Here is an 18,023-nt window from a genome sequence, read left to right as displayed (position 1 = left end):
GCCGATGCGACGGCAAGTACCCCAGAATCTATCCGGCGCCGCAGGAGAAAAGACTTCTTAAAAAAACTCAACCGTCTGCCTCTTTCAGCCTCTTCTTTTTTAAAGCGTAAGCGATTCGTCGGACATAGTCAGTTGCTCGAAAGACAAGCGTGCTAATCCTTTTGTATATCGGCAAACGCCTCTCGGCATAAGCCGAACGCCCTTGGGCGATTGTCGACTCCGTGGCAAAAAAAGAGACCAACGGAACATTCGTCGTAAATATCTGGTGTCCTCCTGACCATCCTCGTTCGAGCTCAACATCATACGGCAAGCGCATTGTACGGATAGATTTGCTAAGTCTTCTCGCCGCCTGCTTTGTGACCAGATATGCAGCCGCACTTCCCATCGGTCCATGTAGACTACGACCAACAGTAATTTCATCGTTTACCTGCAAGAATGGACGAAAGGCCGAAAGGCGGTGATTGACCAACTTGATCACATCCCAACCCAAAATACGCGTCAATTGGTTTACGGAGGCAATAAAAGCGGGAGGCAACACTACGTCGTCCTCCACAATTACAGCGAAAGGCTCTGGACCGTCTGCTACGGTTTCCAATGCTCGGATATGACTGAAATAACATCCAATTTCGGCCGGCATTGCGATTTTGCCGTGCCAACGACGGAACCTCGCCTCGTCAAAATCTGCAAGTTCTTCCGGAGACAGCAGCTTACCCTCAACGGCTTCCACGCGGCGCAGTTCGACCGAAAGCGCATCCGCATTCGACTTCAACCTGTCCCAACGATCACGGGATCGCGCAAGATTGATGACATAGACAGGTACGGAATGGTCCACTTATTCTCTTTCCAAGGGAGCAGGTTCTGGAGACTCACGGGCAACTTCTAAATGCTGGCCTTTAATATGCACAGCAATGTTTCTATCAATTGTAAAAATAAGGCATTACCGCGGCTCCAGTTAAAACGGAATCGTGGAACCGTTCTATCTCTTTGCTTTACGCATTATCCGACGCAAAACTGCTTCGCACTTTTGCTGGAAATGCTCTAATCAGAATGTTGCCCAACTGTTAGCCGATGCCATTCTCATGCCGAATTCCGCCATTTCCGATCGAAGCTCGAAGCTTCTAAGCTGGTATGACCGGCATCATCGCGTCTTGCCGTGGCGCGTCAGCCCATCCGAACAGGCCTATGGCGTCAGTCCCGATCCCTATCGCGTCTGGCTGTCCGAGATCATGCTGCAGCAGACAACGGTCGAAGCGGTCAAATCCTATTTCACAAAGTTTGTGGAACGCTGGCCTACCGTCCAAGCCATGGCGCAGGCGAGTGAAGACGATATCCTGCGTGCGTGGGCCGGGCTTGGCTACTATTCGCGGGCTCGCAATCTGAAAAAATGCGCAGACGCCATAGCTGGTGAGCATGATGGGAAGTTTCCGGACAATGCCGAGAAGTTGAAGGAACTGCCGGGTATCGGCGACTACACTTCGGCGGCGATCGCTGCAATTGCCTTTGGCGAAGCGGTCGCGGTTGTCGATGGCAATGTGGAACGTGTGATTTCACGGCTTCATACAATCGATACGCCGCTGCCCGCAGCAAAACCGGAGATCCGCGCACTCATGGGTCAGCTGACTCCCATCGACAGGCCCGGAGACTTTGCGCAGGCCATGATGGATCTGGGAGCGACCATATGCACGCCGTGGCGTCCGGCTTGTGCGATCTGTCCGCTTAATGATGACTGCATGGCACTCAAATCGCGCGACCCGGAGGAGTTTCCGGTAAAGGCGCCCAAAGCCGCCAAGCCAGTTCGCACTGGAGCAGCATTCATCGCCATCGCGGAGGATGGTTCAGTTTTCCTCCGCAAGCGGAAAGATGAAGGCCTGCTAGCCGGGATGACAGAGGTTCCGGGCAGCCCATGGACCGCTCGCATTGATGGCGATACGACTATCGATGCGGCTCCGTTCCCCGCACAGTGGACAGCTTCCGGTTCGATTACGCATGTTTTCACGCATTTCGAACTGCGGCTTTCCGTCTATCGTTCGGAAAATGTCAGCAAGGCTGCGTCTACGGATGGCTGGTGGTCCCGCCCAAACGAGCTTCCGGACGAGGCATTGCCAACAGTCATGAAAAAGGCGATCACCGCTGCCATACCAGAAGCTTTCAAAGGGAAGAGGAAAAACCGTTGAGGAGTTCCGTCAGACACATCGTCTTCGACATCGGCAAGGTTCTCATTCATTACGATCCAGAACTCGCCTATCTCGATATCATTCCCGACCCCTCGGAACGACGTTGGTTTCTGGAGAATGTCTGTACAGGTGCATGGAATATTGAACAGGATCGCGGTCGGACCTGGCAGGAGGCCGAAGCGCTGCTGATCAATGCACATCCTGAGAAAAGCGATCACATTCGTGCTTTTCGGAAAAACTGGAACCGCATGGTGCCGCACGCCTATGAGGATAGTGTCGAAATTCTGCGCGGTCTCATCGCGAACGGCCACGATGTCACCATGCTGACGAATTTTGCTTCAGATACTTTCCGCGAAGCGCAGGGCCGGTTTCCGTTTCTCGCCGAAAGCCGGGGCGTCACCGTATCAGGCGACATCCGCATGCTGAAACCGGACCGGGAGATCTACGATCATCACGTCGCATCGTTTGATCTCGATCCGGCGGCTACGCTTTTCATCGATGACACGATGCACAATGTCGAAGGTGCCAGGCAGGCTGGCTGGCAGGCCGTGCATTTTACGGGTGCGAACAAGCTGGGCGCTGATTTGAAAGCGCTGGATCTCACTTTCTGAGCTTAGCTCCGGACCAAAAACAGCGAGGGCGCCCGAAGCCGATGCTTCGAGCGCCTCACTATCAGACTATGCTGGAGGCCGTCCGATAAAGAATAAGAGCGCCGATCAGCCAGATCGAACCGCGCTCTAAGCGCCTGCTGCTGCCATCTGGTCACGAATGACCTTGCGCAAGGCGTCGATTGGCTTCAGCGTGCCGTTTTCCTCATAGTGCCAGAAAGTCCATCCATTGCAGGCGTCAAAGCCCTGGACTTTTGCACCGATACGATGGATCGAACCGGCTTCACCGTTGGCAGCCAGCGTACCATCGGCGCGAACAATGGCAGCAAAACGGCGACGTTCATCAGAAAGTACCGTGCCAGGGCGAAGAAGACCGGCTTCTATAACGCTGGTGAATGCCACGCGCGGTTCGGCCCGCTTGCCGGTCATTACAGTAAGTTCGGCCTTGCCGAGCGGTTCGACAGCATCGATGCGCGCCGTCGCCGCATCGATATAGCTCTGTTCGCGCTCGATGCCGACGAAATGACGTCCCAGACGCTTTGCAACGGCGCCGGTCGTGCCGGAACCGAAGAATGGATCAAGAATGACATCGCCCGGCTTGCTGGATGCCATCATGATGCGGGCAAGCAGTGCTTCCGGCTTTTGGGTTGGATGAACCTTGTCACCATTCTCGTCCTTGAGGCGCTCTGTGCCGGTGCAGATCGGAAACAGCCAGTCCGAGCGCATCTGCACATCATCATTTGCGGCCTTCATCGCTTCATAGTTGAAAGTATAGCCCTTGCCCTTCTGGTCGCGCGAGGCCCAGATCAGCGTTTCATGGGCGTTCTGGAAGCGACGGCCCCGGAAATTCGGCATGGGATTGGTCTTGCGCCAGATGATGTCGTTCAGGAGCCAGAAACCGAGGTCCTGCAACTGCGAGCCGACGCGGAAAATATTGTGGTAGGAACCGATAACCCAGATGGTGCCATTCGGCTTCAGGACACGACGGCACGCCATAAGCCAGGCGCGTGTGAACGCATCATAAGCCTGGAAACTTTCGAACTGGTCCCAATGATCGTCAACCGCGTTCACCATCGACTGGTCGGGACGATGCAGATCGCCGCCAAGCTGGAGGTTATACGGAGGATCGGCAAAAATCACATCCACGGAATGATCCGGCAGGCGTTCCAGAGCCGCGACGCAATCACCTTTGATGATAGAGTCAAGCCAGGCGGTACGCGGCGCCTCGATAGGCAACTCATGGGCAAGACGTACTAGAGACATGGGATACTCGATTACCTGTGGACGCAAAAAACTTGTCCTTATGGTTACCGGGCAGGGTAAATATGCAGTTAACGCCAAGTGATTGAAATCGTAAATCTTTTCTTAAACGAGAGGGAAAGTCCGCAGTTCCGGGCTTTTCATGCCCTGGCGTCCTTCAACATTTTGCCGTCTGTCATCTTAACGCCGTGATCGCTGTGCAATGCTGGTTTCCGACCGCTTGCCCTTGATAAGGCTTGGTTATTCCTTTTTGCCTATAATCGGCAGTCAATTTCTGAATTTGCGCGGCGGGCATGCGTGCCGCCCGCTTGTCCGGTGTTTGTATGATGAATATCGCTGAACTGCGACATAACCGGTATTTGCGGGTTTTATTTGTACCCTTTCGCATGCGTGCACTGGTTCGCGGCAGCGAAATAGGTCTCGTGATTGCCGGTTCCGTGATCGGCATCATTTCAGGGCTGATGGTTGCCGCCATAGGCAGCATTTCGCAATGGATGCACCAGGCGATCTTCGCTCTTGAGCCCGGTGAGAAACTCAGCTCGGCTGCATCGTTGCAATCGAGTGCCTATATTGCCCCGCTCGCGGGCGGCATTTTGATGGGGATAGTGATATGGGTTCTAGCGCGTTGGCGCAAGCGTCCCATCGTTGACCCCATCGAAGCGAATGCACTCCACGGTGGACGCCTGTCGCTCACGGACAGCTTTATTCTGGTGGGTCAAAATCTGATTTCCAACGGTTTCGGTGCATCGGTCGGGCTGGAAGCAGCTTATACGCAGCTTGCGAGCGGCTTCGCCTCCCGCATAGGCCGGGCGCTCAAGCTTCGCCGCGCGGATCTGCGAACCTTGGTCGGCTGCGGTGCGGCGGCCGCCATCGCCAGTGCCTTCAATGCGCCCCTGACGGGGGCATTTTACGCATTCGAACTCATCATCGGCGTCTATTCGATTGCCACGCTGACGCCCGTCGTTGTGGCGGCGATCATCGGCGCTCTGGTGACACAGGCAATCGGCGGCGCGCCCTTCATCATCGATATTGGCCAGATCGATGATATCACGCCGCGGGATTACGTTCCTGCGCTCGTGCTCGGTTTCTTCTCGGCGGGCATTGCCATCCTCATCATGCGCGGTGTGACCTTTGTGGAAAAAGTCGCCCGGCGTAGCGTGGTGCCCAATGTAATGGCACCGGCAATTGGCGGCGCCGTCGTTGGAATGATTGCATTCTTTTCACCGCAGGTTCTGGCCTCGGGTCATGGAGCGCTCCACCTCGACCTGAATGCGAACATCACCATTCCTGCTCTTCTAGTTCTGATCTTCGCCAAATCACTCGCTTCTGCCGTCTCCATCGGGTCGGGCTTTCGCGGTGGCCTGTTCTTCGCGTCACTGTTTCTCGGCGCGCTGACGGGCAAGCTGTTTGCAGCCACGGCCGGCGCGATGCTGCCAGCCGGTCTGGCACTCGCGCCGGAAGTCTACGCCGTCATCGGCATGAGCTCGCTTGCGGTCGCAGTGGTTGGTGGTCCGATGACCATGACCTTCCTTGCGCTGGAACTTACCGGCGACTTTCCCATTTCCATGTTGGTGCTCGGCGCTGTTGTATCGTCCTCGCTGATGGTGCGGAAGACCTTCGGTTACTCCTTCGCAACGTGGCGTTTCCACTTGCGCGGCGAAGCCATCCGGTCCGCCCATGATATCGGGTGGATACGCGATTTGACCGTCGCCAGGATGATGCGCCACGATGTGCGAACCGTGCCAATCGACACCGACATCGAAACATTCCGCCACGATTTCCCACTCGGATCGACCCAGCGGGTGATTGCTGTGGATGCTGACGGGCGTTATGTCGGTATGATCCCGGTGCCTGAAGTATATGCCGACAGCTTCGACACATCCAACGATGAGCACAGCATCAGCGAACTTCTCAAATATCAGGATCAGTTTCTGCTGCCTCAGATGAACGCCAAGGAAGCCGTTGTCCGTTTCGACAGGGCGGAAAGCGAAGCTCTGGCCGTCGTGAACAACGCCCAGGAGCGCAAAGTGCTCGGCCTTCTGAGTGAAGCACACACCCTGCGCCGCTACAGTGAAGAACTGGACCGGCGCCGCCGCGAAGTGTCCGGCGAGGTCTGAGCCGGACATACCGCGATTTGACGGCTCTTCCATAAAGGTGTAGCTCAACGCCGGTGTTCCGGCTGCTGTCGGCGCCCACTCCTCCCAATAAAGAAGGCTATGATCATGGCGGCACCATCCCTCATCATTTTCGATTGCGATGGCGTTTTGGTAGATTCTGAAATCATCGCAGCCGAAGTCGAATCCACTCTTCTGACCGAAGCTGGCTATCAGATTGCCGCCGATGAGATGGCCGAACGTTTTGCCGGTCTGACGTGGCAGGATATTCTTCTGACTGTAGAGCGCGAAGCGGGTATCCCGCTTTCAGCGTCACTTCTCGATAAGTCCGAAAAGATTCTGGACGAGAAACTGAAAAACGAAGTTCAGGCGGTTGAAGATATCGTGGAGGTGGTATCGGCTCTGAAGCTGCCGAAGTGCATCTGCTCCAATTCGACCAGTCATCGGCTGGAAAGCATGTTGCAGCGTGTTGGTCTTTACGAGTTGTTTGCACCCAACATCTTTTCCGCGAAGGAAGTAGGCACCCAAAAGACCAAGCCCGCGCCAGATGTGTTTCTGTATGCGGCCAAGCAATTCGGCGTTGATCCGAAAGACGTCATCGTGATTGAAGATTCTGCGCATGGCATTCAGGGCGCACGCGCTGCCGGCATGCGTGTGATCGGCTTTACGGGCGGCGCTCACACCTATCCGGGACATGCGGACAAGCTCACCGACGCCGGTGCAGAAACCGTCATCCATCGCCACAAGGATTTGCCGAGCGTCATCGAAGCCCTGTCCATCTGGACCGATGCCTGAATGAAATAATCCGACGCCTGGCTTCTGTCAGGCGGCGGATTGCTTGTTGCGCCCCCGGGGTGGAGCGTTGAGAATTGCCAGAAGCTCTTCAGCCTCGCCCTGAGACAGGCCGATCAGCAAACGGGTTCCCATGATGACGGGTTCGCCCGTGGACGTATCGAAGATTGCCCAGGTGTCCGTCGGTTCAAGAATGCGTTCATATTTCTGTTTCATGAGAACACACTAGCGCAAACCTGTTGCCATTCATTTCACGTAGGCAGTTGCATTTAAGTCGAATTTTATCGATCCGAATTATCCACAGCATCGGCAGAATCAGACCGTTCTATATAAAGCTTTGCTGCGTTTCCGGCCGGTGGCGGGCGAGCCGGTCGTTACCAGCGCTATAGCATCGCGTGGGTTCAGAGGCTTGCCATAGAACCAGCCCTGCGCAGTCATCGGAGTCGACATCCTGCGAAAATAATCAGCCTGGGCTTCGGTCTCTATGCCTTCGACCACGATGCCAAGATTATGCTGCCGTGCCATCGATATGATTTGCGGAACAATCGACACCGTATCTCCGTCGGCGCACACCGTACGCGTGAACGCTTTGTCGATCTTGATGGCATCAATCTGCAGTTCACCAAGATAGGAAAGGCTGGAATAGCCCGTTCCAAAATCGTCAATGTAGACCTTGTGCCCCTGCTCACGAAGCTGCCTTATGCCCTCCGACGCCTTGGCGAAATCCACCGCGGTACGCTCGGTCAGTTCAAAACCAATCTGTCCGGGGCTGATGCGGGCGCTGGTCAATTTCCTTCGAATGTCTTGCTGAAAAGCGGGCGCCTGAACGTCGCTTGCAGTAACGTTGACATTAATCTGGATATTCCGGTTGCGGCGCAATAAGTCCCCCATGTCGTCGATAACCCGATCCGCGACATAGGCCGTTACCCGGCCTGCCATGCCTTTCTCCTCCGCCTCGGCGATAAATACGTCGGGCGGTATCATGTCACCAGTATGCAGCTGCCAGCGCAGGAGTGCCTCAAAACCGGTCAGTTTGGCATCCTCCACATTGACCACCGGCTGATAGACCACTTCAAGCTCTCTGGCGTTCAGCGCCTGACGAAGCATGGAAGCCAAAGGCCGTTCGCGATTGTGGTAGGCGAACCAACCCAGGCCGAGGGTCGCTCCCGCGAACAATCCGAGACTTGTCGCAATAAATGATTTCCACCGGGCGGAAGTGCTGGAACTATCCAGTTGCGCCCTGAGAGCGATGCAAATACCCACTTCGTCGTCGCAACGGTATTCCTTGACGACATCGCTGAACACCTCGTATTCACCCCGGTGATTATTGAAATCCGGAACCGGGAAATCGTCTGACCGATAGGCGTACAGGCGCGCGAAGTGCTTGCGTTGGGCATCCCGCATATAGACGGCAAAGCTGTATTGAGGCGTGTGCAGCAGATCGAATGCAGCCGAACTCAAAACAACGTTCGCCGTGCCCCTGCCTATCACGAAACCTCGGCTTCCTGGCGTAATCAGCGGTCTTTCGCCATATACATAAGTGCCGTCGCTCAAATGAACGTCGGCAGGCGAACGCTTTGAGTGCTCATGAACATCGCTGAGAAGCGTCGAGCACATCAGGCGATCATCACGGAGCCGACCTATATCCTTGACATGATACGCAGAAAAAACCAGTTTGCGCAGATAGGCCATATCTTGCGACGAACACATTTCATAAGGTGAGCGGTTGGCTGCTTCTATTGTTTCGCGGGCCGAAACAGCCAGACGATTTGTATGAAGAAGCAATGCGGACATATAGATGTTCATATGCCGCTCCTCATCCATCATCCGAAATCTGTTTCCTATCCACTGGCCGAAAGCTGCACCCAGAAACAGCAAAATAAGCAAAATAAGCGGAATAGGCTTTACTAATTTACTGCGATCAAATCGCATATGATCCTCGCCCTAAATAAATCGCGGCGTCGTTGAGGAGTTATCACTTCTGTCCGATTACGGCGCGACAAACCCGGATGCCAGAAAACCATAACACGAGACAAACATTTGCATGAATACATGTGAAACTGTCATTAATGACATATTAAAAACAAAACCCATCATGAAACTATCTACAATTAAGCGTGGCCTAAAATAAAAACCCGCGCAATTTACATTAATATATAAAAATTACAGATACCAATCAAATAGCGCGCCGGAATATATTCCGACGCGCCGCTTCAGACAAGTCTTCCATCAGAAACCGTCTGCCGACAGGGCTTTACTTGGTATTGTAGGGCCCCTCGTCAAAACCCACGAAAATCTGGATATTCTTCTGATCCGTCAGCGGTACCGTAATCGCCTTGTCGTTGAACACGAACTGCGTCGCGCTACCTGCATTCGCTATCGTCACCGCTTGCTTGTGCAGCTTGGAATAAATCACCTGATCGCCCTGACGGACGGCCACACGGATCGGCATGGTGATGGTTCCGTTCTTGTATTTTGGTCCGGGAACAACCTTGCCGGCTGCGGCGACATCAATCGTCATTGTCCCGGCGCCATACTGGCAGGCGCGGGTGGCGTCTGTCAGCGCCGCCTGATAGATCACACGTGCCGGGTCCTTATCGCCACCTTTTTCATATGTATTGAAGAAGGCGGTGCCGTCGCGGAGCGTGACCGAGGGACAGAAGGCGCGCAGCTCCGATTCCTTGACACGCTGATCGCCGGAAGCAGCGGGCGCGGTCAGCGATGAGCCTGAAGCTCCGTCGGCGGCCTTGTCAGTGCCACTGGTTGTGCAGCCTGCAAGGGCTGCGAGCAAAACCGTTGCAAAGACTGGAAACAACGATGAACGATTCTGTGGTGCTATTTGCATAAACCGGGCTTCCCTGCACTGATCAACCTGTCTTCTACATCACGCATGCGTGTAGCGCGATGACGTTTTCCCGTTTTTTGCTCCCGAGAGCAACCCCCATCCATGCCAACATGCTTTAAAACCTTGCGGCTTTTTTAGGGAGGCTCTATTGCATTACGCGGCTCAAAACCGCGTCGATCTGAAATGAAGGCCCAAGAAATGAAATATGTAAGCACGCGTGGGGAAGCGCCAGTCCTGGGGTTCAGCGATGCATTGCTCGCCGGCCTTGCCCGGGATGGCGGTCTCTATCTGCCGCAGGATTACCCCCAGTTTTCGCTGGAACAGATCCGCGAACTGCGCGGAAAATCCTATGTGGATATTGCGCTGGCGGTGCTCACTCCGTTTGTCGATGGCGAAATTCCGCATTCGGATTTCCGCCGCATGGTGCATGAAGCCTACGGCACTTTCCGTCACGATGCGGTCTGCCCGCTGGTCCAGACAGGCGCAAATGAATTCGTGCTTGAGCTTTTCCATGGTCCGACGCTCGCCTTCAAGGACGTCGCCATGCAGCTTCTTGCTCGCATGATGGATTATGTTCTGGCGCAGCGCGGCGAGCGTGCAACCATCGTCGGCGCAACATCGGGCGATACGGGCGGCGCGGCAATCGAGGCCTTCGGCGGCCGCGACAACACCGATATCTTTATCCTGTTTCCGAACGGCCGCGTTTCGCCGGTGCAGCAGCGCCAGATGACCTCGTCCGGCTTTTCCAACGTCCATGCTCTTTCCATCGAAGGCAATTTCGACGATTGCCAGAACCTGGTGAAAGGCATGTTCAACGACCTCAAGTTCCGTGATGCACTGTCGCTATCGGGTGTGAACTCGATCAACTGGGCGCGCATCATGCCGCAGGTCGTCTATTATTTTACGGCGGCCCTCAGTCTCGGCGCGCCGGATCGTGCCGTATCCTTTACAGTTCCTACCGGCAACTTCGGTGATATTTTCGCTGGCTACGTGGCCAAGCGCATGGGGTTGCCCATCGACCGGCTGGTTATCGCCACCAACGATAACGACATCCTCTCGCGCACCCTCGAAACCGGTGCTTACGAAATGCGCGGCGTCGCACAGACCACCTCTCCCTCGATGGACATCCAGATTTCCTCAAATTTTGAGCGCCTCCTGTTTGAGGCGCATGGACGCGACGCAGCCGCATTGCGCGGCCTGATGTCGGGCTTGAAACAATCGGGCGGTTTCTCGATTTCCGAAAAGCCGCTGTCGGTGATCCGCGGCGAATTCTCTGCGGGCCGTTCAACTGTCGATGAAACTGCGGAAACCATCAAATCCGTGCTTGAGGCAGACGGCTATCTGCTTGATCCGCACTCGGCAATCGGCCTCAAGGTGGCTCGCGAAAACCAGTCCGGTGCAGCGCCAATGGTTGTCCTTGCGACGGCGCATCCAGCCAAATTCCCCGATGCCGTAAAGGCTGCCAGCGGTGTCGAGCCACAGCTTCCGGCATGGCTTTCGGACTTGATGCAGCGAAAAGAAAGCTTCACGGTTCTTCACAACGACCTGAAAATCGTGGAAGAATACGTTCGTCGCCATTCGAGAGCTTAAAAAAACCGGCTCCGAGACGAGAGCCAGAGCGGGAATGCAGGGAGCAGTTTGCTTATGGGTGTTGAAGTAACGCGTCTTTCCAACGGGTTGACGATAGCCACCGATACGATGTCCCACGTGGAAAGCGTAGCGCTTGGAATCTGGGTCAAGGCTGGCGCACGAAACGAAGCGAATGACAGGCACGGCATTGCTCATCTTCTTGAGCATATGGCGTTCAAGGGAACCGAAAACCGCTCTGCCTGGCAAATTGCATCGGATATCGAAAATGTCGGCGGCGAAATCAACGCTGCCACCAGCGTCGAGACCACCTCCTATTACGCGCGCGTTCTGCGCAATGACATGCCGCTGGCCATCGATATTCTTTCCGATATTCTGACCGCTTCCAAGTTCGATGAAGCTGAACTGGAACGCGAGAAACAGGTCATCATGCAGGAGATCGGCGCGGCGCACGACACACCCGACGATATCGTCTTCGACCGTTTTACAGAAACAGCCTATCGCCATCAGCCGATCGGACGCGCCATTCTCGGCGAGCCCGAAACGGTCATGTCTTTTACCTCCGACGACCTGCGTCAATATATGGACGAGCAGTACAGCGCCGACCGTATGGTGGTGACGGCTGCAGGCGGCGTCGATCACGATGCCTTCGTGAAGGAAGTCGAAAAACGTCTTGGCGGTTTCCGCGCCCACAATACGGCGCCTACGCTCGACCTCGCCCATTATGTGGGCGGCGATTTCCGTGAAAATCGCGAACTGATGGATGCTCAGGTCCTGATAGGCTTCGAGGGACGCGCCTACCATGTGCGCGATTTCTATGCTTCGCAGCTTCTTTCCATGGTTCTTGGCGGCGGCATGTCCTCACGTCTTTTCCAGGAAGTACGCGAAAAGCGCGGGCTCTGCTATTCCGTCTACGCTTTTCATTGGGGCTTTTCGGATACGGGCCTGTTCGGCATTCACGCCGCAACGGGCCGCGACGAACTGGTCGAACTCGTCCCGGTTCTGATCGACGAACTGCACAAGGCTGCCGACTCCATCAGCCTGGAAGAAGTGGACCGCGCCCGCGCGCAGTATCGTGCAAGCCTTCTTATGTCACAGGAAAGTGCTGCAAGCCGTGCCGGACAGATCGCACGCCAGTTCCTTCTCTACGGTCGTCCCGTCGAAAACAGCGAACTGATGGACCGTCTCTCATTGATTACACCTCAACGGCTGACCGATCTGGCCGGACGTCTGTTCCTCGACAGCAAGCCCACCATTGCCGGTGTCGGCCCGGTCGGGCGACTGATGAGCTTTGATCGGCTGTCGGATGCTCTTTCGACGAGCGCTCATGCGAGGAAGATCGCTGTTTAATTAAGGCAATAGGGCATTAGGGGAGTAGGGTAGTATGTTTAGCTCGGCGAATGCGTCCGCTCTTCCCTACTGCCCTACTGCCTTACTGCCGTATTGCCTTGTCCTGTCATGATCGGCCTGCCATTCCGTAGAAGCAATCCGAACATACTGCGTGGGCAGCGCATTTATCTGCGCGAGCCGATGATGAGCGATTTTGCAAGCTGGGCCAATTTGCGCGAGCAAAGCCGTGCCTTTCTTACGCCGTGGGAGCCGACCTGGCCCGATGACGACCTTACCAAGAGTGCCTTTCGCCATCGGATGAAGCGCTTTCAGGAGGAAATCGGAGCCGGAACCGGTTATCCGTTTTTTGTGTTCCGCAACTCCGACAACAAGCTGGTCGGTGGCATTACGCTCGGCAATATCCGGCGTGGCGTCGGACAGAACGGCATGATCGGCTACTGGAGTGGCGCCCCCTATGCGGGCAAAGGCTATATGACCGAAGCCCTATCGCTGGTTATCCCCTTCGCATTCGACCGACTGCGGTTGCACCGGATTGAAGCAGCCTGTATCCCTCATAATGTGCGCTCGATACGGCTTCTCGAAAAAGCCGGATTTGAGAGAGAAGGACTGTTGCGTTCCTATCTCAAGATAAACGGCTTCTGGCAGGATCACCTGCTTTTTGCCCTTTTAGAAAGCGACAAACGTATGACGGATAGCCGCATGATCAATGGCAAGGTTGGACGCTCGTGACGGGTTTTGCGGATAAGTGGTTTGTTGCTGGTGCGCGGTTTCTTGCGCTCATGGTTTTTCTGACCGTCTCGGTCGTCCAGGCATCTGCCATTGAACCGATCAAGATTTCCAAGGAAGATACTGCCCTAGACCTGTCTCGCGCTGTCGAACTTCTGCGCAACAAGGGCGAAAGCGTGCAGGTATCGACCGCCCCCGGTCCCGATGGCATTGTTCGCCGCATCGAAGTGCAGGCCGATCAGAACAGCAAGGCATCCGGTGACTGGGCCGCTTTCTCGATTGCCAACCCCACCGACGAACAGATCGACCGCCTGATTGTGGCCCCGCATTTCCGTCTCGTCGGTTCGGGCGTGATCTGGCCCGATCTTGGTTCCCCGCGCATTGCATCGATCACGCCCAGCGAGGGCTTCACGCTCGACCGCCAGCCAAGTGCCGATGCGGATGTTTTCCGCATCACGCTCAATCCGGGCAGCGTCGTGACCTTCGTAGCCGAACTGTCCTCGCACAACCTGCCCCAGCTCTATCTGTGGGAGCCGGAAGCCTACAAGGATGCGGTTAACTCCTACACGCTCTATCGCGGTATCCTGCTTGGTATTTCCGGCCTGCTGGCGCTGTTTCTGACCATCCTTTTCGTCGTCAAGGGCACTTCACTATTTCCAGCCACCGCCGCTCTTGCGTGGGCGGTTCTGGCCTATATCTGCGTCGACTTCGGCTTCTGGAACAAGCTGATGGAGATAACGCCCGGCAATGAGCAAATCTGGCGCGCGGGGACCGAGGTGGCGCTTGCTGCCTCGCTTGTGATTTTCCTGTTTACCTATCTCAATCTCAACCGTTGGCACGATCATTTCAGCTATGGCGCCGTAACCTGGGTATTGGGCCTGCTGGCTCTGGCGGGGGTTGCCGTTTTCGATCCGCCAGTGGCTTCCGGTATTGCGCGCATCTCGCTGGCGCTTACCGTTCTGTCCGGCGTCGCTATCATCGGCTATCTCGCGGTCAAAGGATATGATCGTGCGGTCATGCTGATACCGGCCTGGCTTCTTACCCTCATATGGTTGCTGGGTGCCTGGATGACGGTTTCCGGCAGACTCGATAATGATATCGTTCAGCCCGCTCTTGGTGGCGGTCTTGTCCTTATCGTTCTTCTGATCGGCTTTACCGTCATGCAGCATGCCTTTGCTGGCGGCGCGCTGCAACAGGGGCTTCTGTCCGATATGGAACGGCAGGCTCTCGCCGTCATCGGTGCGGGGGACATCGTATGGGATTGGGACGTGCCGCGTGATCGTGTGGTGACTACGCCCGACATTGCCAATTATCTTGGCAATACGGCCAGCAGCCTGCAAGGCCCCGTGCGCAACTGGCTCCCTGTCATGCATGCCGATGACCGCGACCGCTTCCGTTCCACACTTGATGCCATTCTGGAAAACCGGCGCGGGCGGATCGGCCAGATCTTTCGGCTGCGTGCCAATGACGGCCACTATCACTGGTACGCGCTGCGCGCGCGCCCGGTCATCGGTTCCGATGGCGAAGTGGTGCGCTGTGTTGGTACGCTCGTCAATGTGACGGAGCAGAAAAAGGCAGAAGAGCGCCTGCTGCACGATGCCGTGCACGACAATCTGACCGGCCTTCCAAACCGTGAGTTGTTCCTCGACCGTCTCAGCAATGTCATGAACATGGCCCGCGGCGAAAGCAACCTGCACCCGACGGTGTTCATCATCGACATTGACCGTTTCAAGCAGGTCAACGACAGCCTTGGCATGTCGGCAGGCGACACGATTCTCCTGACGATCTCGCGTCGTCTGGCGCGCCTCATGAAGCCGCAGGATACGCTCTCGCGCCTCTCGTCCGACCAGTTCGGCCTGCTGCTTGCGTCTGAAAGTGACCCGGGGCGCATCGCTTCCTTCGCCGAGGCTCTGCGTCAGGCCGTGCGGGCTCCGATTGCCTATGCAAAGCGCGAAATCGTTCTGACGTCATCCGTGGGCCTGATTACATGGACTAAAACGGCCACAACGGCCGAGGACTTCGTGAAGGATGCCGAACTTGCCATGTATCAGGCAAAGCGTTTTGGCGGTGATCGGATCGAACCATTCCGTCCGGCATTCAGAGCCATCGGCAGCGACAAGTTGCAGCTGGAATCCGATCTGCGGCGTGCGCTTGAACGCGACGAAATCAGCCTTGTCTACCAGCCTATCGTCAAGCTTGATGAAGGTACCATTGCCGGTTTTGAAGCCCTTATGCGCTGGGAACATCCGCGGCGCGGCGCCATTTCACCATCCGAGTTCATTCCGATTGCCGAGAATTCCGGCCTTATCATCCAGCTTGGCCTGTTTGCGATGCAACGGGCTGCGGAAGATCTGTTCGCGTGGCAGGAGCTGTTCCCGAAACTCGACCTTTTCGTTTCGGTCAATCTGTCATCAACGCAACTCATCCGTCAGGATCTCATCAATGATGTTCGCTCGGTGCTTTCCCGCATTCACCTCAATCCGGGCAGCCTCAAGCTCGAACTGACCGAATCCGTCCTCATGGAAAATCCGGAACAGTCCACGCATGTCCTTGCCCGCCTGAAGGCGATGGGCATCGGCTTGTCGCTTGACGATTTCGGAACCGGCTATTCCTCGCTCGCCTATCTGACGCGCTTCCCGTTCGATATCATCAAGATCGACCGGTCCTTCGTAAAAGGGGACCAGCCGCAGAAAGCCACGCTGCTACGCTCGATTGTGAGCATGGCGCATGATCTCGGCCTCGCTGTCGTGACCGAAGGTGTGGAAAGCGAAAGCGACGCGCTTCAACTTCGCCAGATGGGTTGTGAATATGTGCAGAGCTTCATGTTCGGCCAGCCCACGAGCCGGGATGAGGCGACCCGCATGATCCGCGAACAGCTGGACGCGGCAGCGGCTTGATTAAGGCAGTAAGGCAGTAAGGCAGTAAGGGTATGATTGTCGCCTTCATTCGCAATCAAACATATTCCCCTACTCCCCTAAATCACGCATGTCCCGCGTCGGAAACCAGCCGCGCCATATCGATGCCCATATGGAGCATGAGACGCGAATACTTGCCTTCGATATCGCTGTCGAAGAGCATATCGACCGGCGCATCGCAGGTTAGCCAGCCATTTTCAGCAAGTTCCACCTCGATCTGGCCCGGCGCCCAGCCGGAATAACCAAGCGCCATCAGTGCTCGTGATGGCCCCCCGCCTCCGTAAATGGCGCGCAGAATATCGACTGTTGCCGTGAGGCAGACATCCTCCGAAACAGGCATGGTGGAATCGACCATGTAATCGTCGGAGTGCAGCACGAAACCCCGCGTACGGTCCACCGGACCGCCATTGCGCACCATCATATGCTGCGCGCGGTCAGGCAGAATAATCAGTTCATCCTCTTCTATGACCCCGATCTGTCGCAGAAGGTCAGGAAATTCGACCGGCTGAAGCTGGTTGATGATGAAACCCATCGCGCCCTCGTCGGAATGGGCACAGATATAGACCACCGATCGGGCAAAACGCTCGTCGCTCATTCCAGGCATGGCAAGCAGGAATTGCCCGTTCAGAAAACCCTGCTCCTTGTTCGGCGTCTTGAAAATTGTCATGAACATGAAGGTAGCAAGACTGCGTAAAATAACAATGGCCATTTATTTCGTACCCTGGATTGGGAGTCGGGGGCCACAGGGACGAGCCACCGCGACGCAACCAGCCAACCGGTCCAACGGACTCGGCAATATTGGACTTGAAGCGACCATGGTTTCATTCCATCTTTGGTCCATGAACATCCGCACTCTCGCCCTCGCACCGCTTCTGCTGAGCTCGCTGGCGCTTCCGGCACCGGCTTCCACGTCCGACTGGACCGAGACGCCCGGCGGGCGCGTGCGTGTCATCATCGAAGATAAAGGCACCGGCAACGCGACCGGCGAAGAGCGGCGCGGCGCCCTGCAGATTGAGTTGCAGCCTGGCTGGAAAACCTACTGGCGTAATCCCGGCGATGCGGGCGTTCCGCCCCAGATCAACATTGACGGCGACACAAAAGCGCAGATCGATTTCCCTGCACCGGTCCGGTTCGGTGGCGAGGATGAAGGCGGTATCGGATATAAACAGCCCGTTTCGCTGCCGATCATGTTTCACTTGGGCCCCGCCGACACGCGGTTGAAAGGTCATGTTTTTCTCGGTGTTTGCGAGAAAATCTGCATTCCGGTGCAGGCTACCTTCGACTTTCCTCTTGATGAAAACGGAGAACAGGCATCGCCCCAAGCGATAGCTGCCCGCACGATAATTGAGACCGCATTCGACCGGCTGCCTAAACCGGCAACAGCCGTGTTCGGCATAAGCGATGCAAAGCGTGAAGGCGACAAAGCCATCTTTCATCTCACCGTTCCCGACCCCACCGCGCCTGCCGAACTGTTTGTTGCCAGCGATAAGATCAGGCTTTCCGAGCCCGTTGCATTGGAAAAAGGCCGCTTCGCAGCAAAGGTGCATGGGAAGGCAGACAATGCCGCCATCGACTACACCATTGTGCAGAATGGAAGAGCCGTTTCGGGTCAGGTGACGCTGGATTAGCTCTTTGCTCCGGTTTTGAAATTG

General features: G+C 55.9%; 15 protein-coding genes. 9 read left to right on the top strand and 6 right to left on the bottom strand.

From position 1 onward, the window contains the following. Positions 1 to 67: 67 nt before the first annotated feature. Positions 68 to 832: a glycosyltransferase family 25 protein gene (locus J9800_RS13095; protein ID WP_112590288.1), complete on the bottom strand. Its 765-nt coding sequence runs from the start codon at positions 830 to 832 to the stop codon at positions 68 to 70. Positions 833 to 1,079: 247 nt separating this feature from the next. Here J9800_RS13095 and mutY point away from each other — a divergent pair, with 247 nt between their 5' ends. After that, positions 1,080 to 2,174, top strand: a complete 1,095-nt coding sequence (mutY, locus tag J9800_RS13090) for an A/G-specific adenine glycosylase (RefSeq protein ID WP_112590290.1) — start codon at positions 1,080 to 1,082, stop codon at positions 2,172 to 2,174. After that, the gene (locus tag J9800_RS13085) at positions 2,171 to 2,785 is read left to right on the top strand and encodes an HAD family hydrolase (protein ID WP_112590294.1); all 615 of its coding nucleotides are present in this window, start codon (positions 2,171 to 2,173) and stop codon (positions 2,783 to 2,785) included. Before mutY ends, J9800_RS13085 begins: the two co-directional genes overlap by 4 nt. 126 nt (positions 2,786 to 2,911) lie before the next feature. On the opposite strand, the gene J9800_RS13080 is transcribed toward J9800_RS13085, so the two are convergent. Beyond that, positions 2,912 to 4,045: a site-specific DNA-methyltransferase gene (locus J9800_RS13080; protein ID WP_112590297.1), complete on the bottom strand. Its 1,134-nt coding sequence runs from the start codon at positions 4,043 to 4,045 to the stop codon at positions 2,912 to 2,914. A gap of 323 nt (positions 4,046 to 4,368) precedes the next feature. Here J9800_RS13080 and J9800_RS13075 point away from each other — a divergent pair, with 323 nt between their 5' ends. Then, positions 4,369 to 6,159 (top strand): chloride channel protein, encoded by a 1,791-nt coding sequence (locus tag J9800_RS13075; RefSeq protein WP_112590581.1) that lies wholly within the window; start codon positions 4,369 to 4,371, stop codon positions 6,157 to 6,159. 105 nt (positions 6,160 to 6,264) lie between these two features. Beyond that, entirely contained in the window at positions 6,265 to 6,951 is a 687-nt protein-coding gene (locus J9800_RS22095; protein WP_112590579.1) for an HAD family hydrolase, read from the top strand. Between the two features lie 27 nt (positions 6,952 to 6,978). Here the strand turns inward: J9800_RS22095 and J9800_RS13070 are convergent, their stop codons facing one another. The 3 genes from J9800_RS13070 to J9800_RS13060 form a co-directional block, all read right to left on the bottom strand. After that, a complete protein-coding gene (locus J9800_RS13070) occupies positions 6,979 to 7,164 on the bottom strand; it encodes a hypothetical protein (protein WP_112590300.1) in 186 nt (61 codons plus the stop codon). A gap of 99 nt (positions 7,165 to 7,263) precedes the next feature. Continuing rightward, positions 7,264 to 8,880, bottom strand: coding sequence for an EAL domain-containing protein (locus tag J9800_RS13065; RefSeq protein ID WP_112590303.1), 1,617 nt, complete (start codon positions 8,878 to 8,880; stop codon positions 7,264 to 7,266). Between the two features lie 322 nt (positions 8,881 to 9,202). Beyond that, entirely contained in the window at positions 9,203 to 9,793 is a 591-nt protein-coding gene (locus tag J9800_RS13060) for a hypothetical protein (protein ID WP_112590306.1), read from the bottom strand. A 198-nt stretch (positions 9,794 to 9,991) separates the two neighbouring features. On the opposite strand from J9800_RS13060, the gene thrC reads away from it, so the two are divergent. The 4 genes from thrC to pdeA all read left to right on the top strand — a co-directional run bounded on the left by thrC (position 9,992) and on the right by pdeA (position 16,353). Further along, on the top strand, positions 9,992 to 11,383 hold the full coding sequence (gene thrC / locus J9800_RS13055) for a threonine synthase (RefSeq protein WP_112590309.1): 1,392 nt from the start codon (positions 9,992 to 9,994) through the stop codon (positions 11,381 to 11,383). Between the two features lie 54 nt (positions 11,384 to 11,437). Further along, positions 11,438 to 12,730 (top strand): M16 family metallopeptidase, encoded by a 1,293-nt coding sequence (locus tag J9800_RS13050; RefSeq protein ID WP_112590312.1) that lies wholly within the window; start codon positions 11,438 to 11,440, stop codon positions 12,728 to 12,730. A 108-nt stretch (positions 12,731 to 12,838) separates the two neighbouring features. Then, positions 12,839 to 13,459, top strand: a complete 621-nt coding sequence (locus J9800_RS13045; protein ID WP_112590315.1) for a GNAT family N-acetyltransferase — start codon at positions 12,839 to 12,841, stop codon at positions 13,457 to 13,459. Positions 13,460 to 13,509: 50 nt separating this feature from the next. Continuing rightward, positions 13,510 to 16,353 carry a phosphodiesterase PdeA gene (gene pdeA, locus J9800_RS13040; protein WP_286191766.1) on the top strand — a complete coding sequence of 948 codons (2,844 nt, stop codon included), beginning with the start codon at positions 13,510 to 13,512 and terminating at the stop codon, positions 16,351 to 16,353. Positions 16,354 to 16,435: 82 nt separating this feature from the next. On the opposite strand, the gene J9800_RS13035 is transcribed toward pdeA, so the two are convergent. Further along, positions 16,436 to 17,038, bottom strand: coding sequence for a YqgE/AlgH family protein (locus J9800_RS13035; protein WP_112590582.1), 603 nt, complete (start codon positions 17,036 to 17,038; stop codon positions 16,436 to 16,438). 172 nt (positions 17,039 to 17,210) lie between these two features. Between J9800_RS13035 and J9800_RS13030 the strand changes: the two genes are divergently transcribed. After that, positions 17,211 to 17,999 carry a protein-disulfide reductase DsbD domain-containing protein gene (locus tag J9800_RS13030; RefSeq protein ID WP_112590584.1) on the top strand — a complete coding sequence of 263 codons (789 nt, stop codon included), beginning with the start codon at positions 17,211 to 17,213 and terminating at the stop codon, positions 17,997 to 17,999. The last annotated feature ends 24 nt before the right edge of the window (positions 18,000 to 18,023 follow it).

The sequence above is a fragment of the Ochrobactrum sp. AP1BH01-1 genome (assembly GCF_018066705.1).
Taxonomy (GTDB): Bacteria; Pseudomonadota; Alphaproteobacteria; order Rhizobiales; family Rhizobiaceae; genus Brucella.
The sequence above is the reverse complement of the archived record's forward strand: the minus strand, read 5'-3'. Positions and strand labels throughout refer to the sequence as shown.